This is a genomic window from Serinicoccus sediminis (assembly GCF_004153545.1).
GTDB classification, from domain to species: domain Bacteria; phylum Actinomycetota; class Actinomycetes; order Actinomycetales; family Dermatophilaceae; genus Ornithinicoccus; species Ornithinicoccus sediminis_A.
In genome coordinates, this window is the sequence record NZ_SDVA01000009.1 from 21,181 (window position 1) to 35,457 (window position 14,277).

At 73.9% G+C, this 14,277-nt stretch carries 13 protein-coding genes and 1 other RNA gene; 6 read left to right on the top strand and 8 right to left on the bottom strand.

The genetic code is table 11. The features are described from left to right. Positions 1 to 2: 2 nt before the first annotated feature. The 4 genes from EUS26_RS16940 to EUS26_RS09750 are packed head-to-tail and all read right to left on the bottom strand — an operon-like array spanning position 3 to position 5,759. Positions 3 to 647, bottom strand: coding sequence for a hypothetical protein (locus tag EUS26_RS16940; RefSeq protein ID WP_165368572.1), 645 nt, complete (start codon positions 645 to 647; stop codon positions 3 to 5). 10 nt (positions 648 to 657) lie between these two features. Further along, positions 658 to 4,065 (bottom strand): bifunctional [glutamine synthetase] adenylyltransferase/[glutamine synthetase]-adenylyl-L-tyrosine phosphorylase, encoded by a 3,408-nt coding sequence (locus tag EUS26_RS09740; protein ID WP_272947959.1) that lies wholly within the window; start codon positions 4,063 to 4,065, stop codon positions 658 to 660. Positions 4,066 to 4,078: 13 nt separating this feature from the next. Beyond that, entirely contained in the window at positions 4,079 to 5,407 is a 1,329-nt protein-coding gene (locus EUS26_RS09745; RefSeq protein WP_130013602.1) for a glutamine synthetase family protein, read from the bottom strand. A 4-nt stretch (positions 5,408 to 5,411) separates the two neighbouring features. Beyond that, positions 5,412 to 5,759, bottom strand: coding sequence for an MGMT family protein (locus tag EUS26_RS09750; RefSeq protein WP_130013604.1), 348 nt, complete (start codon positions 5,757 to 5,759; stop codon positions 5,412 to 5,414). Positions 5,760 to 5,816: 57 nt separating this feature from the next. Between EUS26_RS09750 and EUS26_RS09755 the strand changes: the two genes are divergently transcribed. After that, complete coding sequence (locus EUS26_RS09755; protein ID WP_130013606.1) at positions 5,817 to 6,818, top strand: TIGR03557 family F420-dependent LLM class oxidoreductase; 1,002 nt, start codon at positions 5,817 to 5,819, stop codon at positions 6,816 to 6,818. 58 nt (positions 6,819 to 6,876) lie between these two features. Here EUS26_RS09755 and EUS26_RS09760 read toward each other — a convergent pair whose 3' ends face one another. Further along, entirely contained in the window at positions 6,877 to 7,086 is a 210-nt protein-coding gene (locus EUS26_RS09760; RefSeq protein ID WP_130013608.1) for a methionine aminopeptidase, read from the bottom strand. 66 nt (positions 7,087 to 7,152) lie between these two features. On the opposite strand from EUS26_RS09760, the gene map reads away from it, so the two are divergent. From map to EUS26_RS16945, 3 genes are all read left to right on the top strand, one after another. After that, positions 7,153 to 8,013, top strand: a complete 861-nt coding sequence (gene map / locus EUS26_RS09765) for a type I methionyl aminopeptidase (RefSeq protein WP_130013610.1) — start codon at positions 7,153 to 7,155, stop codon at positions 8,011 to 8,013. 79 nt (positions 8,014 to 8,092) lie between these two features. Next, the gene (gene ppgK, locus EUS26_RS09770) at positions 8,093 to 8,854 is read left to right on the top strand and encodes a polyphosphate--glucose phosphotransferase (RefSeq protein WP_130013612.1); all 762 of its coding nucleotides are present in this window, start codon (positions 8,093 to 8,095) and stop codon (positions 8,852 to 8,854) included. 256 nt (positions 8,855 to 9,110) lie between these two features. After that, positions 9,111 to 10,064: a type IV toxin-antitoxin system AbiEi family antitoxin domain-containing protein gene (locus tag EUS26_RS16945; protein WP_165368573.1), complete on the top strand. Its 954-nt coding sequence runs from the start codon at positions 9,111 to 9,113 to the stop codon at positions 10,062 to 10,064. A gap of 216 nt (positions 10,065 to 10,280) precedes the next feature. Here the strand turns inward: EUS26_RS16945 and EUS26_RS09785 are convergent, their stop codons facing one another. Next, positions 10,281 to 11,738 carry a GuaB1 family IMP dehydrogenase-related protein gene (locus EUS26_RS09785; protein ID WP_130013618.1) on the bottom strand — a complete coding sequence of 486 codons (1,458 nt, stop codon included), beginning with the start codon at positions 11,736 to 11,738 and terminating at the stop codon, positions 10,281 to 10,283. A gap of 38 nt (positions 11,739 to 11,776) precedes the next feature. Here EUS26_RS09785 and EUS26_RS09790 point away from each other — a divergent pair, with 38 nt between their 5' ends. Further along, positions 11,777 to 12,448 carry an MBL fold metallo-hydrolase gene (locus tag EUS26_RS09790; protein WP_130013620.1) on the top strand — a complete coding sequence of 224 codons (672 nt, stop codon included), beginning with the start codon at positions 11,777 to 11,779 and terminating at the stop codon, positions 12,446 to 12,448. Between the two features lie 106 nt (positions 12,449 to 12,554). Here EUS26_RS09790 and EUS26_RS09795 read toward each other — a convergent pair whose 3' ends face one another. Then, positions 12,555 to 13,649 carry a VIT1/CCC1 transporter family protein gene (locus EUS26_RS09795; protein WP_130013622.1) on the bottom strand — a complete coding sequence of 365 codons (1,095 nt, stop codon included), beginning with the start codon at positions 13,647 to 13,649 and terminating at the stop codon, positions 12,555 to 12,557. A gap of 52 nt (positions 13,650 to 13,701) precedes the next feature. On the opposite strand from EUS26_RS09795, the gene rnpB reads away from it, so the two are divergent. Continuing rightward, positions 13,702 to 14,086: RNase P RNA component class A (rnpB, locus tag EUS26_RS09800), an RNA gene on the top strand. A 46-nt stretch (positions 14,087 to 14,132) separates the two neighbouring features. Here rnpB and EUS26_RS16950 read toward each other — a convergent pair. Then, complete coding sequence (locus tag EUS26_RS16950) at positions 14,133 to 14,276, bottom strand: hypothetical protein (protein WP_165368574.1); 144 nt, start codon at positions 14,274 to 14,276, stop codon at positions 14,133 to 14,135. Between the last annotated feature and the right edge of the window lies 1 nt (position 14,277).

Sequence of the window (14,277 nt, forward strand, 5' to 3'; positions counted from 1 at the left end):
CGTCACGACAGGACGCCCAGCTCTCGACGCAGCCGCACCGAGTCCTGGACGGCGTCCTGGAACCACCCGACCTGCTGGGGGTCCGGCTGCCGACGGACCGCACCCGGCACCGTGTCCGCGTGCGCCGGGTCCTCGACCAGGCGGGTCCCCGGCAGCCCCAGGGTGGCCATCACGGCCTGGAGCATGCGCGCCGGCCGCACCCTGGTCTCGTGGAGCAGGTCGACGAGCTCGTCCCGGACCGTCGGCGCCGCGCCGGCCAGGGCGACGATCTCGGCGGGCCCGGCGAGATCCAGCCCCGGCGGCCGCAGCAGTCCTCGATCCGGCTCCCACACCACCCAGCGCACCCGGCGGCGCCGGCCCGGCTGGTGCAGGGTGACCAGGGCGCGCCCGTCGACCTCGAAGAAGCCCAGCCCGGGTGCCGCCTTGGCGGAGAGGGCGCGGCAGGCGCTGACCAGCCCCCCGTCCTCGTAGGGGGCACCGGCGCGGGAAGGACCGCGGGTCACCACACCCACCCAGCCCTGGAGCGGGACGACCGAGACGGGGACGATGCTGGCCGCCACCCAGGCGTCCACCTCGTGCCGGGGCCCGGCCGCGAGGAGCAGCCCCTGGGAGCGTCCGGACGTCGTCGGGTCGTCGGGGGAGCTCACCCGGCTCATCCTACGGACCGGCGGGGCCGCTCCCGCCCTCGCCACGTCGACCTCGTGCCTCGCGGCCGAACGGGTCGCGGCGGGGCGGCGGGAAGTGCCCGGCGTCGCGCGGCGGCGAGGCCGCACGCGGGCGGCCGAAGCCGTCGGTGTGCCGGTCGCGGGACGGGGCGTCCGGGCGACCCCGGTGGGGCGCGCCGGTGGCGCGGCGCAGGGTCTCGCCGTCGCCGCCCGTCCCGGGCGGCTTGTTGCCGTAGAGCAGCCGCTCGACGACCTCCCGCGCGTGCCGGGCGGTGCGCCGCCAGTCCTGCGCCAGCGAGGTGCCGGTGCCCGGGCCGCGACGCATGACCCGGGACATGCCCTCGGCGTCGCGCAGGTCGCTGGGCACGCTGTCCACCGGTCGCCCGCGCCAGACGATGCCCGCGTCGCGCAGCTGGGAGGCGACGCACCAGGCGTGCACCAGCGGCTCCTGGTCCTGCTCGGAGAGCAGCCCGGCCTCCCCGGCGGCGCGCAGCGCGTCGATCGTGCTCGTGGTGCGCAGCCCCGGGTGGTCGTGCGCGTGCTGGAGCTGCAGCAGCTGGGCCACCCACTCCACGTCCGAGAGCCCTCCCATGCCGAGCTTGAGGTGGGTCCTCGGGTCCGCGCCGCGGGGCAGCCGCTCGGCCTCCATCCGGGCCTTGAGCTTGCGGATCTGCCGGACAGCGTCGTCCCCGATGCCGCCGTCGGGCCAGCGCAGCGGACGGATCATCTCGCTGAAGGCCTCGCCCAGCCGGGGGTCCCCGGCGACCGGGCGGGCGCGGAGCAGGGCCTGTGACTCCCAGCCGGCCGACCACCGCTCGTAGTAGGTGCGGTACGCCTCCAGGCTGCGCACGAGCGGGCCGGCCTTGCCCTCGGGGCGCAGGCCGGCGTCCAGCTCCAGCACCGGGTCCGGGCCGGCTCCGGTGAGTCCCTTGCGCAGCTCGGCGACGATGTCGGTGGCCTGCTCGGCGGCGAGCTCCGGCGTCGCCCCCGGGAGCGGGTCGTAGACGTACATGACGTCGGCGTCGCTGGCGTAGCCGACCTCGCGCCCGCCGAGCCGTCCCATCCCCACGAGCAGCAGGGCCGCTGCCGCGTCCTCGCCGCGGCGCTCCAGCACCCGGCGGGTCGCGACCCCCAGCGCCCCCTCCAGGTAGGCGTCGGTGAGGTCGCTGAGCGCCTGCCGCACCTGCGGCCCGTCCCACCCGGCGGCCAGGTCGCCCAGCACGATGCGCACCAGCTCGCGGGCGCGGACCGAGCGCACGGAGGCGAAGGCCTCCTCCGCGCTCTCCTGCCGCCTGGCGGCGGCCGTCATCCGGGCCACCAGCGCCTGCTTGTCCGGCACGACCAGCTCCCCCTCGTCCCCCAGCAGGGCGACCGTCTCGGGGCTGCGGATGAGCAGGTCCACGGCATACCGGCTGGAGGACAGCACCCGCGCCAGGCGCTGCGCGGCGCTGCCCTCGTCCCGCAGCATCCCGAGGTACCAGTGCGTGGTGCCGAGCGCGTCGCTGATCCGGCGGAAGGCCAGCAGCCCGGCGTCGGGGTCGGCACCGTCGGCGAACCAGGACAGCATGACCGGCAGCAGGTGCCGCTGGATCGTCGCCCGGCGGCTGACCCCGTCGGTCAGCGCCTCGAGGTGTCGCATGGCGCCGGCCGGGTCGCGGAAGCCGAGGGCGGCCAGCCGCTCGCGGGCGGCCTCGGGCGACAGCCGCGCCTCGTCGTAGGAGAGTCTGGCCACCGCGGACAGCAGGGGGCGGTAGAAGAGCCGCTCGTGCAGACGCCGGACCTCCCGACGCACCTGCTTCCACCGCTGCATGACCGCGCGGTCGGCGTCGCCGCGCTCCCCCAGGGCGCGGCCGAGCCGGCGCAGCTCGCCCTCCGCGGTCGGCATGAGGTGGGTGCGCTTCATCCGGTGCAGCTGCACCCGGTGCTCCAGGCACCGCAGCAGCCGGTATGCCTCGTCCAGCGCGTGCGCGTCCTCCCGCCCGACGTAGCCCCCGTCGCGGAGCGCGGCGAGCGCCTCCAGCGTCGTCCGCGAGCGCAGCGCCGGGTCGGCCCTCCCGTGCACGAGCTGCAGCAGCTGCACGCTGAACTCGATGTCCCGCAGGCCACCCGGGCCGAGCTTGATCTGCCGGTCGACCTCGTCACGGCGCACGTGCTGCTCGACCCGGCGCCGCATCGACTGCACCTCGCCGACGAAGTTCTCCCGCCCGGCGGCCTCCCAGACGAGCGGCTCGACCAGCTCCAGCCACCGGCGGCCGAGGTCGCCGTCGCCGGCCACCACCCGCGCCTTGAGCAGGGCCTGGAACTCCCAGGTCTTGGCCCAGCGCTGGTAGTACTCGCGGTGGGACTCGAGGGAGCGGACCAGCGGACCGTTCTTGCCCTCGGGCCGCAGCGCGGCGTCCACCTGCCAGAGGGTGCCCTCCGCCGTGGCGTCCCCGCAGATGCGCATGACCGCCGAGGCGAGCCGGGCACCGACCGCGACGGCCTCCGCCTCCTCCGCCCCGGCCTGCGGCGCGGCGAGGAAGATGACGTCGACGTCGGAGAGGTAGTTGAGCTCGCGCCCCCCGGTCTTGCCCATGGCGACGACGGTCAGGGCGCAGCTCTCCTCGTCCTCCACCTCGGCCCGGGCGAGCAGCAGGGCCCCCTCGAGCGCGGCCGCCGCGAGGTCGGCCAGTGCCCCGCCGACCGCCGGCATGAGCCGGACCGGGTCCGGGGAGCACAGGTCGGCCGTCGCGACCCGCAGCAGCTGGCGCCGGTAGGCCACCCGCAGGGCGTCCGCGCCCGCCCGGCCTGTCAGCCCGCGCACCGCCTCGACGAGGGTCCACGGCTCGGGAGAGCGACCCTCGGCGACGTCGGGGACGTGCTCGGGGTGCCGCAGGAGGCCCTCACCCAGGGCGACAGACCCGCCCAGCAGGGTCAGCAGCCGACGCCGCGGCTCCCCGCCGGCGGCCACGACCGGGAGCGTGGCCTCGTCGCAGCGGGTCCCGTCCGCGCCCGTCGACCGCGGGTCGAGCAGCCGCACGAGCAGGAGCAGCGCCGCGTCCGGGTCGGCGCCCGCCCCCAGGTCCGCCACCAGGCCGGGCACGTCCACCTCGGCGCGGGGGCCAGGGGCGGTGCCGGCGGAGACGTCTGCCTCGGTGTCGGCGGCCGTGCCCTCCTGCTGGTCGTCCGTCCGGTCGGTGGCGTCGTCGGCGTCGGTGCCGGCGGTCGCACCCGCCTCGTCGTCCTCTGCGGCCTCCATCCGCTCCAGCACCTCGGCGAGCAGCCGGGCCGCCCGGCCGCTGTCCTGGAACCCGCCGCGGGCCAGCTGAGCCGCACCCAGCCGGTCCCCCTCGGGGCGACCGCCCGCACGCCGACGTCCGGGCGTCGCGGCGCCCGCGCGGGAGGTCTCGGGTGACGGCACGGCATACCCTCGCTCAGAGGTGCAGGAGGTAGCGGTCCAGCTCGAACTGCGTCACCTGGGACCGGTACTCGCCCCACTCCTGCCACTTGTTGCGCAGGTAGAAGTCGAAGACCTGCTCCCCCAGCACCTCGGCGGCGAGCTCGGAACCCTCCATCACCGCCACCGCCTCGCCCAGGCTCTGCGGGAGCGGGTCGATGCCCATGGCGCGCCGCTCGGCGTCGGTGAGCATCCACACGTCGTCCTCGGCCTCCGCCGGCAGGTCGTAGCCCTCCTTGATGCCCCGCAGCCCGGAGGCGAGCACCAGCGCGTAGGTGAGGTAGGGGTTGCAGGCGGCGTCGATGGAGCGCACCTCGACCCGCCGGGAGTGCCCCCGGCCGACGGAGAACATCGGCACGCGAGCCAGCGCGGAGCGGTTGTTGTGGCCCCAGCACACGTGCGCCGGTGCCTCACCGCCGCCCCAGAGCCGCTTGTAGGAGTTGACGAACTGGTTGGTGACCGCGCAGATCTCCCGGCTGTGCGCGAGGACCCCGGCCATGAAGCGACGCCCGGTCTGGGAGAGCTCGTAGTCGGCCCCCGGCTCGTAGAACGCGTTGGTGTCGCCCTCGAAGAGCGAGACGTGGGTGTGCATGCCGGACCCGGGGTGCTCGGCGAGCGGCTTGGGCATGAAGGTGGCGAACGCCTTCTCGTGCAGCGCGACCTCCCGCACCACCGTGCGGAAGGTCATGATGTTGTCCGCCATCGACAGCGCGTCGGCGTAGCGCAGGTCGATCTCCTGCTGGCCCGGCCCGCCCTCGTGGTGGCTGAACTCGACCGAGATGCCCATCTGCTCGAGCATCTCGATCGCCGCCCGGCGGAAGTCGTGGCCGTCGCCGCGGGCGACGTGGTCGAAGTAGCCGGCCTGGTCGACCGGGACCGGGCCCCGGCCGCGCTCGTAGGGCTCCTTGAAGAGGTAGAACTCGATCTCGGGGTGGGTGTAGAAGGTGAACCCCTGCTCGGCGGCGGTGTCCAGGGTGCGGCGCAGGATGTTGCGCGAGTCGGTCGCCGCAGGGGTGCCGTCCGGCATGTTGATGTCGCAGAACATCCGGGCCGTCCGGTCGCGCCACGGCAGCACCTGGAAGGTGTCGGCATCGGGCTGCACGATCATGTCGGCCTCGTAGACCCGGGTGAAGCCCTCGATGACGCTGCCGTCGATGCCGATCCCCTCGGTGAACGCCTGCTCCAGCTCGGCGGGGGCGACCGCCACCGACTTCAGGGTGCCCATGAGGTCGGTGAACCAGAGCCGGACGAACCGGATGTCCCTCTCCTCGATGGTGCGGAGGACATACTCCTGCTGGCGGTTCATGGCCTCATCCTGCCGCATCGTCGAGGTCCGCCGTGGCCCGGGCGTAGTCGGCGGCGAGCGCGCCCAGGTCCGCCCGGTGGTCCGCGATGCGGCAGCCCCGACCGTTGGGCTTGACCCGGATCCCCTCCTCGTCCCAGTGCGGCCGGGCCCGGGCGAGCAGGTCGGCGTGGAAGTCGCCCGCGTGGCTCGTCACCCGCCACCAGGTGACGTTGTCCCCCCAGTGCTTGAGGATCGAGCCGACCTGGCGCGGGCCGATGCCGACGAGGGTGGCCAGGTCGCCGTAGCTCACCACCCGGCCGGCCGGCACCTGCTCGACGGCGCGGAGCACCCGCTCGACCAGCACCTCGTCCATCCCGGAGACGCTACCGGGGCGCTGCGGGCGCCGGGGACGAGGCATACGCTGAAGAGCATGAGCGAACTCACGGTCGGGTATGCCGCGATGCTGGAGCAGTTCCACCCCTCCGAGGCGGTGGCGCTCACCGCGGCCGCCGAGGAGCACGGGTTCTCCGGCTGCATGGCCGCCGACCACTTCGCGCCGTGGGTGCCCTCGCAGGGCCAGTCGGCCTTCGTCTGGAACGTCCTCACCGCGGTCGGCGAGCGCACCACCGGCGACCTCGGCCCCGGTGTGGTGTGCCCGAGCTTCCGCTGGCACCCCGCCGTGGTCGCGCAGGCGGCGGCCACGCTGGAGGCGATGTATGCCGGGCGCACCTGGCTCGGGGTCGGCGCCGGAGAGGCGCTCAACGAGCACGTGCTCGGCGGCTACTGGCCGGAGGCCGGTGAGCGCTCGCGCCGGATGTTCGAGGCCGTGGACCTCATCACGCAGCTCTTCGAGGCGTCGGTGGCCGGGAAGGACACGAAGTTCGCCGGGGAGTTCTTCCGGATGGAGACCACCCGGCTGTGGACCATGCCCGACGCGCCGCCGCCGATCCTCGTCGCCACGGCCGGGCCGGTCAACGCGAAGAAGACGGGCCGGCACGCCGACGGCATCATCACCGTCGGTGCACCGCCGGAGAAGATCGAGATGCTGCTGGGGAAGTTCGCCGACGGGGCCCGGGAGGCGGGCAAGGACCCCGACACCATGCCCAAGGTCCTGCAGCTGCACCTGTCGTGGGCCCCGACCGACGAGGAGGCGCTGGACAACGCGGTGCGCGAGTGGCCCAACGGGGGGATGAAGTTCGGGAAGGCCGACATCCGCTCACCGCACGACTTCGCCGCCATGGCCCAGCTCGTGCGCCCGGAGGACTTCGAGGGCCGGATGGTCATCTCCTCCGACCCGGACGTACACCGTCAGCACATCCAGAGCCTGCTCGACCTCGGCTTCGACCGGGTCTACCTGCACAACGTCGGGCGCAACCAGCAGGAGTGGCTCGAGGTCTTCGGCCGCGAGGTGCTGCCGCAGCTGCACCGCTGAGGTCTGCCCCGGCCCGGGCTCCCGCGGCCGGTGACCCGGGCCCACGGCCCCGCGCGCGTCAGCCCTTGTCGTTGAACGGGTTGTTGTCCCAGTTGTCGTCCTCGCGCTCCTCCTCGTCCCAGCGCTCGGTCTTCTCCCGGGCGATCTCGAGGGCGCGCGAGGCCTCGTCCTCGCTGCCGTAGGGGCCGAGCAGGTCGGCGCTGCGGGCCCGCTTGTCGTCCACCTCGGACTCGACCTGGCCGCTCTTGGTGTTGTACCAGTACTGCATCGCTCGCCTCCACGTGCTCTCGACGGCATGCCTCCGGCGGGAGGCACGGCACCTACGATGGACCCTATGCCCACCCTCGCCCCGATCGCCCCCGGACGTGTCAGCCCGCGCCTCCCGGTGCCCGCCTCGATCGCCCGCCCCGAGTACGTCGACCGGCCGGCCCCGACGCCGTTCAGCGGCTCCGAGGTCAAGGACGCGGAGACCATCGAGGCGATGCGGCACGCCGGTCGGTTGGCCGCCCAGGCGCTGGCGCTGTGCGGCGAGATGGTGCGACCGGGCGTGACCACCGACGCCATCGACCGGGCCGGCCACGAGTTCCTGCTCGACCACGGCGCCTACCCCTCGACCCTGGGCTACCGGGGGTTCCCCAAGTCGCTGTGCACCTCGGTCAACGAGGTCATCTGCCACGGCATCCCGGACGACCGGGAGCTGCGCGAGGGCGACATCTGCAACATCGACATCACGGCCTACGTCGGCGGCGTGCACGGCGACAACAACGCGACGTTCCTCTGCGGCGAGGTGGCCGAGGAGACCCGGCTGCTCGTCGAGCGCACGCAGGAGGCGCTGGCGCGGGCCATCAGGGCGGCCCGCCCGGGGCGGGAGATCAACGTCATCGGCCGGGTCATCGAGAGCTACGCGAGCCGGTTCGGCTACGGCGTCGTGCGCGACTACACCGGCCACGGGGTCGGTGAGGCGTTCCACTCCGGCCTCGTCGTCCCGCACTACGACGCGGCGCCGGACTACGCCACGCTCATCGAGCCCGGTATGACGTTCACCATCGAGCCGATGCTCAACCTCGGCACCCCCGAGTGGACGGAGTGGGAGGACGGCTGGACGGTGCTCACCGCGGACGGCCGCCCCTCGGCGCAGTTCGAGCACACCCTGCTCATCACCGACGACGGGGCGGAGATCCTCACCCTCCCCTGACCCCGCCGCTGCCGGTCCACGTGTCGCGCGGTCCGGGGGCACGGCATACTCGGGGGTCCGTCACCACGTGGGAGGAAGCATGGGCAAGAAGCACGACGTCCTCGGGATCGACATCGGCGGCAGCGGCATCAAGGGGGCGCCGGTCGATCTGAAGGCCGGTGAGTTCGCCACCGACCGCCAGCGCATCCCCACGCCGGAGGAGTCGACGCCGGACGCCGTGGCGGAGGTGGTGGCCGAGATCGTCGAGAAGTTCGACGGCGACCTCGACAAGGACGCCCCGCTCGGCATCACCGTGCCCGCCGTGGTCCACCACGGGACGGTCCGGACGGCCGCCAACATCGACCCGTCGTGGATCGGCACCGACGCCGACAACCTCTTCGGCAAGGCCGTGGGCCGCCGGGTGCACGTCATGAACGACGCCGACGCCGCCGGCGTCGCGGAGATGCACTACGGCGCCGGCCGCGGCAACGACGGCGTGGTGCTGCTGACCACGCTCGGCACCGGGATCGGCACCGCGCTGTTCATGGACGGCGAGCTGCTGCCCAACACCGAGCTGGGCCACCTGGAGCTGGACGGCCACGACGCCGAGACCAGGGCGGCGAGCAGCGCCCGGGAGAACGAAGACCTGTCCTGGGAGGAGTGGGCCGAGCGGCTGCAGCGCTACTACTCCCACGTCGAGGACCTCCTGTGGCCCGACCTCATCATCGTCGGCGGCGGGGTGTCCAAGAAGGCGGACAAGTACCTCCCCCTGCTGCACACCCGGGCCCCCATCGTGCCCGCCATGCTCAAGAACGACGCCGGCATCATCGGCGCGGCCTGGCAGGCCAAGCACCTCGGCTGACGCCGGGCCACGGGGTATGCCGCCCCGGCGCGCCCGCCGCGTCCGGCCCGTCCGGCGCGTCCGGCCCGTCAGCCTTCGTCCGGCTCGTCATCCCTCGTCCGGGTCGTCATCCCTCGTCCGGCTCGTCAGCCTTCGTCCTCGTCGAGGGGGCTGCTGGTTGACCTGCCGGACGAGGGTCCGCGCCGCCAGCCGTCATTGTCCACAGATGTCGGTCGCACGCCTCCGCCCCCCGCGCAGACGTGCCAGCCTGATGGTCATGACGCCGGCCCTGGAGGGCTTCCTCCACACCCATCACTTCGCCATCACCACCACCGAGGCCGCCTCCATCGGCATCTCGCGGGAGGTGCTCCGGTTGCTCGTGGCCCGCAAAGTCCTGACCCGGGTGGGCCGAGGAGCCTACGTGCAGACCAGCGCGCTGGAGCGCGAGCCCCACGACGCCGGGCGACATGTGCTCCGGGTCCAGGCGCTCGTGCGCAGCCGACCCGAGGACTGGGTCGCCAGTCACCTGTCGGCGGCGTTGCTCTGGGGGCTGCCGGTGCCGCAGGTGCCTCTCGATCGTTTGCACGTGTGCCACGCCCGCCCGGTCGGGACCAGCCGCCGGCGCTCCGGCTACACCGTGCACCTGTACCCCGGCGAGGAGCGGATCACCAGGCTCGAGGGCCTCCCGGTCGTCGTGGCCGCGGCGGCGGTGGTCGGCACCGCGCTGCAAGTGCCACTCGGGCCGGCCGTGGCAGCCGCGGATGCCGCCCTGCACCGCGGTCTGGTCTCCCCCGAGGGTCTCGTCGCGCAGCTTGACGCGTGGGCGCACGTCCCCCAGGTCGTCGGAGCGAGGCTGGCCGTGGCACGGGCCGACGGCCGCAGCGAGTCCCCGGGTGAGTCGCTCCTGAGGCTGATCCTCCTCGACCTGGGTCTCACCGTCATCCCGCAGCACGTCGTCCGCGACGGCGATGTCCTCGTGGCTCGGGTGGACTTCTACCTGCCCGAGCTCGGGGTGGTGCTGGAGTTCGACGGGCGGCTGAAGTACGCCGGGCACGACGGCCGGCAGGCCCTGGCTGCCGAGAAGTACCGGGAGGACCGGATCCGGGCGCTCGGCTACGGGGTCGGGCGGCTCACCTGGGACTGCCTCACGCAGCCCGCCGTGGTGTCCGGGGTGGTCGCGCGGGCCGCCCGGAGCGCCCACCCGCACCTCATCGCCGCCCGGGCCTCCTGAGCACCCGGCGCGGGCCGTGGCTCGGCCGACTGTCCGTCAGCCGCCACGTCGGCCCTCGTCCTCGTGGTCATCACTCGTCCCCCTCGACGGGGCTGAAGGATGACCCGGAGGACGAGAGCTGACGAACCGACCGACAGTATGGCCGGGTGACGCTCGGGGCCAGGAGGAGGTATGCCGCGGGTGCCGGCCGCGATGGGCCCGAGGCCCCCGCACCGCTCACCAGGAGGTGTCCCGTGGGCGCCCCTCGTCGTACCCGGCGGCGCCCTGCAGCCCGACGACGGCGCGGGTGTGGAACTCGCCGATCGTGCGGGCCCCGGCGTAGGTGAACGCGGAGCGCACCCCGGAGACGATCTGGTCGATGAGGTCCTCCACGCCGGGCCGGGCCGGGTCGACGAACATCCGGCCCGAGGAGATGCCCTCCTCGAACAGCCCCGCCCGGGCCCGGTCGAAGGCCGACATCTCCCGGGTGCGGTGGCGGACCGCGCGGGCGGACGCCATACCGAAGGACTCCTTGTAGAGCCGGCCGTCGGCGTCCCGGATGAGGTCGCCCGGCGACTCCAGGGTCCCGGCGAACCACGACCCCACCATGACCGAGCCGGCACCGGCGGCCAGCGCCAGGGCCACGTCCCGGGGGTACTTCACCCCGCCGTCGGCCCAGACGTGCGCCCCCACCTCACGGGCGGCGTCCGAGCACTCGAGCACCGCCGAGAACTGCGGTCGGCCCACCCCGGTCATCATCCGCGTCGTGCACATGGCCCCCGGGCCGACACCGACCTTGACGATGTCGGCACCCGCCTCCACCAGGTCCAGCGTCCCGGTCCGCGAGACGACGTTGCCCGCCGCGACCGCGACCCGCACCCCGGTGGCCGCCTCGTGCTCGTCACGCGCCCCGACCACCGCCGGCAGCACGTCGACCATCTTGTCCTGGTGCCCGTGGGCGGTGTCGACGACGAGGACGTCCGCCCCGGCGTCCAGCAGCTCGGACGCCCGGCCGGCCACATCACCGTTGATGCCGACGGCGGCGCCGACCCGCAGCCTCCCCTGGGCGTCCAGCGCCGGCGCGTAGATCCCGGACCGCACGATCCCGGTGCGGGTCAGCACGCCGGCCAGACGCCCGTCGACGACGACCGGTGCCATGCCCGCGCGGGTCTCCTCGAGCAGGTCGAAGGCGGTCCGGGGCTCGACACCGGCGTCGAGGACGACGCGCGGGGGTTGCATGACGTCGCGCACCGAGGAGAAGCGGTCGACGCCCTCGGTGTCGGACTCCAGGACGATCCCGACCGGGGAGCCGTCCTCCACCACGACCGCGGCCTGGTGCGCGCGCTTGGACATCACCGACAGCAGCTGCGCGACGGGGGCGCCCGGCTCGATCGTGATGGGGGTCTCGTAGAGCGGGTGGCTGGCCTTGACCGCCCCGATGGTCGAGCGCACCTGGGGCAGCGGGATGTCCTGCGGCAGGACGGCGACACCGCCCCGGCGGGCCACGGTCTCGGCCATCCGGCGACCGGCCACCGCGGTCATGTTGGCGACCACGAGGGGCAGGGTCGTGCCCGTGCCGTCCGCCGTCGACAGGTCGACGTCCAGCCGCGAGGTCACCGACGAGCGGGACGGCACCATGAAGACGTCGTTGTAGGTCAGGTCGTGCACCGGCTCGGTGCCGTTGAGGAACTCCACGAGGGACAAGGCTACGGGGCGGCGCCTAGGGTGGCGGTATGCAGATCACCCACCTCGGACATGCCTGTCTCCTCGTCGAGGTGGCCGACCAGCGCGTGCTCATCGACCCGGGCACCTTCTCCTCCTTCGAGGACGTGACCGACCTCACCGCCGTCGTCGTGACGCACCAGCACCCCGACCACCTCGACCCCGAGCGCACCGAGCCGCTCCTCGCCGCGAACCCGGGGGCCCGGGTGCTCATGGAGGCGCAGAGCGCGGAGAAGGTCGCCGCGTTCGGGTATGCCGCCCGCGTCGAGACCCTGCGCCCCGGCGGGCACGTGGACCTGGGGTCCGGCGGCAGCCGGGTGCGGCTGACCGGGGTCGGGGAGCAGCACGCCGACATCCACCCCTACGTGCCGCGCGTCGGCAACACCGGTGTCGTCGTGCAGGCCGAGGGTGAGCCGGTGCTCTACCACCCCGGAGACGCCCTCGACGGCGAGCCCGGCGCGGTCGACCTGCTCGGCGTCCCGGTGAGCGCGCCCTGGGGCAAGGTCGCCGAGGCCATCGCCCTCGTCCGGCGGCTCGCGCCGGCGCAGGGCATCATCCCGATCCACGACGGGCTGCTCAACGACCGCGGCCGCGGGATGTACGTCCAGCACATCGGCGACTTCGGCGCCGACGACGGCGTGCAGGTGCACGACCTGCGCGACGCCGGCCCGACGACCTTCTGACGCACAGGACGCGCGGTCAGCACGCACAGGACGCGCGGTCAGCACGCACAGGACGCCTAGTCAGCACGCACAGGACGCGCGGTCAGGCCACTCCGGACGCGTCGGGTCAGCCGATCCCGGCCGCGCCGAAGGCCAGACCGAGCAGGTAGGTCGCGACCGCGGCGCCGTAGCCGATGAGCAGCTGGCGCACGCCACGACCCACGGGTGAGGCGCCGGACAGCAGCCCCACCACCCCGCCGGTCACGAGCAGCGCCATCCCGACCAGCAGCATCGCCACGCCCGCTGCGGCATACCCGGTGAGACCGAGCAGGTAGGGCAGCACCGGGATGAGCGCGCCGGAGGCGAAGAAGCCGAAGCTCGCGAGAGCGGCTCCCCAGGGGTTGAGGACGGCGTCCTGCTCGTCCGCGTCGGTGGCCGCCATCGGCACCGCGTCGTCGGGTGCGGGACCACCGTGCTGCATCTGGCCGAGGACCACGGCGGCGCGCGACCGGGCCTGGTCGTGGTCCATGCCGCGGGCGCGGTAGACGAGCTCCAGCTCGTTGCTCTGCAGGTCCAGCGCCCGCAGCGCGTCGTGGGTGCCCTGGGCCGGCTGCGAGGCGGCGAGGAGCTCGCGGGCCGAGCGCACCGAGATGTACTCCCCCGCCCCCATCGACAGCGCCCCGGCCAGCAGCCCGGCCATGCCCGCCGCCAGGACGACCGCGCCCGACACGCCGGTGCCGGCCATGCCCATGATGAGCGCCAGGTTGGACACCAGGCCGTCGTTGGCGCCGAAGACGGCGGCGCGGAAGTTGCCGGACAGCTGCAGCCGCCCCCGCGCTGCCAGCCCCCGCAGCACCTCCTCGTGCACCTGCTCGTCGGCCGCCATCGAGGACGCGGCGTCGTGCTCGCCGGCGTACTGGTTGTCCGACTTGGACCGCTGGAGCAGGGCGAGGACGAAGACCATCCCGAAACGCCGGGCCAGCCAGGTCTGCACCCGGTGCGCCAGGGTGGCGCGGGGGGCGGGGGTGGCCCGGTCGCCCAGCAGGGTCTCCCAGTGCTGGGCGTGCCGCTGCTCGGCGTCGGCGAGCCCGGTGAGGATGGCCCGCTCCTCCCCCTGCCGCCGGGCCGCCAGGTCGCGGAAGGTCTGGATGTTGGCGTGCTCGTCGGCCAGGTGGCGTCGCCACCGGCGGACGTCGGTCGGGCGGGGTTCCGTCGTCGTCACGTGGGTGGAGTCTACGCTCCGCGCCTCGGGCCGCTATCCTGCTCGACGTGGATGAGTCGGCCAGGCGGCCGCGTCGGGCACCCTCGGGTGACCCGCCGAGGAACGTCCGGGCTCCACAGGGCACGGTGGTGGCTAACAGCCACCCGGGGTGACCCGCGGGACAGTGCCACAGAGAGCAGACCGCCCACCGCCCCGGCGGTGGGTGAGGGTGAAACGGTGGTGTAAGAGACCACCAGCACGCCAGGTGACTGGCGTGGCTCGGTAAACCCCACCTGGAGCAAGACCAGACAGTGCGCGTCCGAGGGCTGCCCGCCCGAGCGCACGGGTAGGTCGCTGGAGGCGTGCGGCGACGCACGCCCGAGATGGATGGTCGCCACCCTCGCAGGGCCGGTGACGGCGCGAGGGGACAGAACCCGGCGTACCGGCCGGCTCATCCACCCCCGCGGGTGCACCCGGGATGCCGGGGGCACCCCGATGGTGGCCTCAGAGGTGCAGCGCGCCCGTCGCGAGGTCGACGAGCACGAAGATCGCGGTGACGATGAGCAGGCCGACCATCAGCCACGTGAGGCCGCGGCCGAAACTACCTCGCTGGGCGCTGGCCGGGGTGGAGGTCTTCGAGTTCGTCATA